At 70.9% G+C, this 4,274-nt stretch carries 4 protein-coding genes; 2 read left to right on the top strand and 2 right to left on the bottom strand.

Annotation, left to right across the window (positions count from 1 at the left end):
• Window positions 1-90: 90 nt before the first annotated feature.
• A complete protein-coding gene (locus POF73_RS45470) occupies window positions 91-987 on the bottom strand; it encodes a GntR family transcriptional regulator (protein WP_272125416.1) in 897 nt (298 codons plus the stop codon).
• 154 nt (window positions 988-1,141) lie between these two features.
• Between POF73_RS45470 and POF73_RS45465 the strand changes: the two genes are divergently transcribed.
• Both POF73_RS45465 and POF73_RS45460 read left to right on the top strand, forming a co-directional pair.
• On the top strand, window positions 1,142-1,993 hold the full coding sequence (locus POF73_RS45465) for a (2Fe-2S)-binding protein (RefSeq protein WP_272125414.1): 852 nt from the start codon (window positions 1,142-1,144) through the stop codon (window positions 1,991-1,993).
• 304 nt (window positions 1,994-2,297) lie between these two features.
• Entirely contained in the window at window positions 2,298-3,341 is a 1,044-nt protein-coding gene (locus POF73_RS45460; RefSeq protein ID WP_272125413.1) for a DUF2637 domain-containing protein, read from the top strand.
• A gap of 88 nt (window positions 3,342-3,429) precedes the next feature.
• Here POF73_RS45460 and POF73_RS45455 read toward each other — a convergent pair whose 3' ends face one another.
• On the bottom strand, window positions 3,430-3,912 hold the full coding sequence (locus tag POF73_RS45455) for an ATP-binding protein (RefSeq protein ID WP_272125412.1): 483 nt from the start codon (window positions 3,910-3,912) through the stop codon (window positions 3,430-3,432).
• Window positions 3,913-4,274 lie beyond the last annotated feature (362 nt).

The raw sequence follows: 4,274 nt of genomic DNA, 5'->3' as shown, positions 1-4,274 counted from the left end.
CACCAGCAGGCCGCCGCAGGCATGGACGCGCACCCCCACCGAACACCAGCAGGCCGCCGCAGGCATCCCACCCGCGCCACCGCCGGAGGCTTACGCGCCTGCGAAGTGCTCCCCCACCAACGACCGCACAACGTCCAACTCCCCCGCGATCAACGCATCCAGCAGAGCCGTATGCTCCGCCGCGTCCGCGATGAGGTCGGCATGGTCACGGCCCGACGGGCAGGCCGGGGTCACCAAGGGCCACTGGGCGCGACGATGCAGGTCGTCGGCGATCTGGACGAGCTGCTCGTTGCCGCACAGGGAAAGCACGGCACGATGAAAGGTACGGTCCGATTCCGCGTACGTCGCCCGGCACCCCGTCGACGCGGCACGCACCGTCGCCTCGGCCAACGGACGCAGCTCCGCCCAGCGTTCACCCGGAACCGTACGCGCGAGCCGAAGCATCACCGGCACCTCGATCAGCGCCCGGACCTCGGCCAGCTCGCCCAGCTCCCGAGCACCGCGTTCCACCACCCGGAACCCCCGGTTGGGAACGACCTCCACGGCCCCCTCAAGCGCAAGCTGCTGCATGGCCTCACGCACCGGGGTGGCGGACACACCGAAGCGCTCACCGAGCGCGGGAGCCGAATACACCACCCCAGGAGTCAGCTCCCCGGTGACGAGCGCGGTACGCAGAGCGTCCAGGATCTGCCCCCGCACCGACGCCCGCTGCACAACCGGCCGCGGTCGAGGAATGGGCTGCTCGCTGTGGGTGTGCTCCCCACGAGCCGCCGGCACGGACCCCGGCACCGCAACCGAGGCCGGCGTCACCGACGCAGCCCGCGGCAACCCACGCCCCCGGTCCAACCCCGCCGCCCCGCCCTGCGACGGCACCCGCGGCATCCCCGCCCGGGCCTCCCGAACACCGCCGGCCCCCTCCGACGCCCCCGAGACAGCCGAAGCCTGCGGATTTCCCGTCCCGGCGGAGCCCTGCGCGCCCTGCTTCACGGGTCCTCCTCCGGACGTGTCAGTACTTGGGGTCATTACGGCGGGTTGTTACTCACCCGTCAAGCACCTTAGGCGCAGAACGCGACAGTTCAAACCGCACCGATCTTGGGTAAGGTAAGCCTTACCTTCAAAGTCGAGCGGATCGGCGGTCCACATGCCCGTGCCCCCCATAGCCCTCGCGGACGCGTACACCCGTCTCACCGAGGCCTTCCCGGGGCTCGACATCACCCAGCCGCCCGCCATGGAACAGCTCCCCCGACACGGCGGCTGGATCCCCGCCGCGGCGCTGGCGGAAGGCGGCACCGGCCTCGACGCCTTCCTGGCCTGGGACGACGCACAGGTACGGCGCGACTACGGGCAGGCCGCCCGCCCCGACGTCGTCGCCAGCTTCGGCCTGCACCGCTACGCCTGGCCCGTCTGCCTGCTGATCACCGTCCCCTGGTTCCTGCTGCGCCGCGTCCCCCGCTTCCCCGTGACACATGTCTCGTACGACCGCACGGCTCCCGGCCTCTCCATGGGCCGCCTCGCCGCCCGCCCCGCCACCTTCGCCTGCCTCCCCGGCGACCCCGCGGCCACCCTGCCGGGCGCCAGGGTCGTACCCGACGAGCAGGCGCTGCGCGCCGAGGTACGGGCGGCCGTCGCCGAGCACCTCGAACCCGTCCTCACCGGCTTCGGCCCCCGAATGCGACGCCGCGGACGCGCCCTGTGGGGCATGGCGACCGACGAGGTCGTGGAGGGCCTGTGGTACGTCGCCCACCTGTTCGGCGACGGCGAGCAGGACCGGGCCCGGCGCGAGCTGGAGCTGCTGCTGCCGGGCGCGACGCAGCCGTACGTCGGCTCGGCCGCCTTCCGTGAACTGACGGGCCCGGACGGCGAGTCGCTGCCCACCCGGGACCGGGCGAGCTGCTGTATGTTCTACACACTGCGCCCCGAGGACACCTGCGTCACCTGCCCGCGCACCTGTGACGCGGACCGGGTCACCAAGCTTCTGGCCGCGGCGAGTTGAGGCACCCTCAGGCATGGCTGTAAACCGTCGTGCCGTAAGATCACCCGCGAGCGCGACACCCGTTACGGTTACAGGCGTTTCACAAATTCCTCACTCGGCACAGGAACTTTCCGTGGAACCACCCGTACGGGTAGTGTTGTTCGAACTCAACTCCCGCCCCTCAAGCGGCAGTTCGAGCAGAACGTCGCCCTGGGCATTCCCTTGCACTTCCTTGGCGGCCTCTTGCCCCGAAACCCCCTGAGGGCCGTTGGGATTGGGCCACTATGGCGGGCGTTACGCCCTATCCCAATGCAAGGGACCCCAGATGAGATTGACCGACATATCGCTGAACTGGCTGCTTCCGGGCGCCGTCCTGCTCCTGGGCCTGTCGGCGGCGATAGCGGTGCTCCGGCGCGGGAAGACCTCGGGGAAGAACGCGAGCGCCGACGACTCGTGGGAACGCAGCGAGGAGCGCCGTAGGCGCAAGGAGGCCATATACGGCACCGCCTCCTATGTGCTGTTGTTCTGCTGCGCGGCCGTGGCCGCCGCGCTCTCCTTCCACGGTCTGGTCGGCTTCGGTGAACAGAACCTCGGCCTCCACAACGGCTGGCAGTACCTGGTGCCGTTCGGTCTGGACGGCGCGGCGATGTTCTGTTCCGTTCTCGCGGTGCGCGAGGCCAGCCACGGTGACGCGGCCCTCGGCTCCCGGATACTCGTGTGGACGTTCGCGGCCGCGGCGGCCTGGTTCAACTGGGTGCACGCGCCCAGGGGCCTCGGTCACGACGGCGCCCCGCACTTCTTCGCCGGCATGTCCCTGTCGGCGGCGGTGTTGTTCGACCGGGCCCTGAAGCAGACCCGCCGGGCCGCCCTGCGCGAGCAGGGCCTGGTGCCGAGACCTCTCCCGCAGATCCGGATCGTCCGCTGGCTGCGGGCGCCCCGCGAGACGTACAAGGCCTGGTCGCTGATGCTCCTGGAGGGCGTGCGCAGCCTGGACGAGGCGGTCGACGAGGTCCGCGAGGACAAGCGGCAGAAGGACGCGAGCCGCCTGCGCCGGCGCGAGCAGGAGCGCATGGAGCGTGCTCAGCTGAAGGCCATCAGCCGGGGCCACCGCGGCTTCGTCGGCCGGGGCGGCGGGCGGCACGTGGAGGCGCAGGCAGCACTGGAGCGCGCCTCGGGCCAAGTCTCCGCGGAGCCTGCCATATCCACCCCGGAGCAACTGCCCGTACGCTCACGTCCCTCACTGCAGCCCGTACGCACCGGCAGTGACCCGGTGACCGTCGACCTCACCGCGGAGGACGACACAATGGCGCTGCCACGGCTCGACTCCCTGGAGCGCAAGCTCAAGGATCTTGAGCAGCAGTTCGGCTGAGAACTCCGCTCGTCGACGGGACGGGGCGCGATCCGGAACTCGGGTCGCGCCCCTTGCCGTTGTCGCATGACAGCGCACCCGTGTCATCTCATGCGGCACCCGCGTCGAGTTCGAACCACACCGCCTTCCCCACGCCGTGCGCCCGCACACCCCAGGCGTCGGCGAGGGACTGGACCAGGACCAGGCCTCTGCCGTTCGTACCGTCGTCGGCGTTCGGTACGCGCAGTCTGGGCCGGCGGGCCACGAAGTCTCTCACCTCCACCCGCAGTCCGCGCGGTCCGACGGTGGCCGTCAGAACCGCCTCACGGTCGGTGTGGACGATCGCGTTGGTGACGAGTTCGCTGGTGAGCAGTTCGGCTATGTCCGATCGTCCCGGCTTCCCCCATTGCTGCAGCCATTCGCGCAGAGCTCTGCGTGCCTCGGGAACGGCCCGTAGGTCCGCCCGTCCCAGTCTGCGCCTGAGCTGAGGCGTCTGTGTGTGTTCCCCGGCGCTCGCGGCCCTGTCCTCCACCGTCTCCAGTGAGGAAGCCCCGTATGCGATGGGACCCCCTCCCCATGCCTGCCTCTTCATGACCCCCGCCTGCGTGCCGATGGTCGGTTCCCCTCCTGGCTCGAACACGTTCACGGGAACCATTTCCCGGTCGGACCCCCGACAGTCATGTCGAATCGTCAACGACCAGGTGTTCGGCCACGGTTGGGCAGGCCGCGGCGGGTGGATGAAACCCGGAACGTCACCTACCGGCCGCCCGGGAGTCGCCCGGTGCGGCGAGGGAACCGGGTCGGTCACCGGCCATGAGCCCCGTCGCAAGGGCTCGGCCGGTCACCGGCGAGGGGAGGCGGGCCGGTGCATCTGCTTCTGGAGGGGAGGGCAGACCAGGGGGGGGGGGGGGGGGGGGGGGGGGGGGGGGGGGGGGGGGGGGGGGGGGGGGGGGG

The organism is Streptomyces sp. HD, from assembly GCF_028369295.1.
Taxonomy (GTDB): domain Bacteria; phylum Actinomycetota; class Actinomycetes; order Streptomycetales; family Streptomycetaceae; genus Streptomyces.
Note: the sequence above shows the minus strand (reverse complement) of the source record. Positions and strands in the feature narration are given on the sequence as shown.

Bases quoted from the DNA above. Each gene is read 5' to 3' on its own strand.
- POF73_RS45465 (WP_272125414.1), top strand. From the start codon at position 1,142: ATGCCCGTGCCCCCCATAGCCCTCGCGGACGCGTACACCCGTCTCACC.
- POF73_RS45460 (WP_272125413.1), top strand. From the start codon at position 2,298: ATGAGATTGACCGACATATCGCTGAACTGGCTGCTTCCGGGCGCCGTC.
- POF73_RS45455 (WP_272125412.1), bottom strand. From the start codon at position 3,912: ATGAAGAGGCAGGCATGGGGAGGGGGTCCCATCGCATACGGGGCTTCC.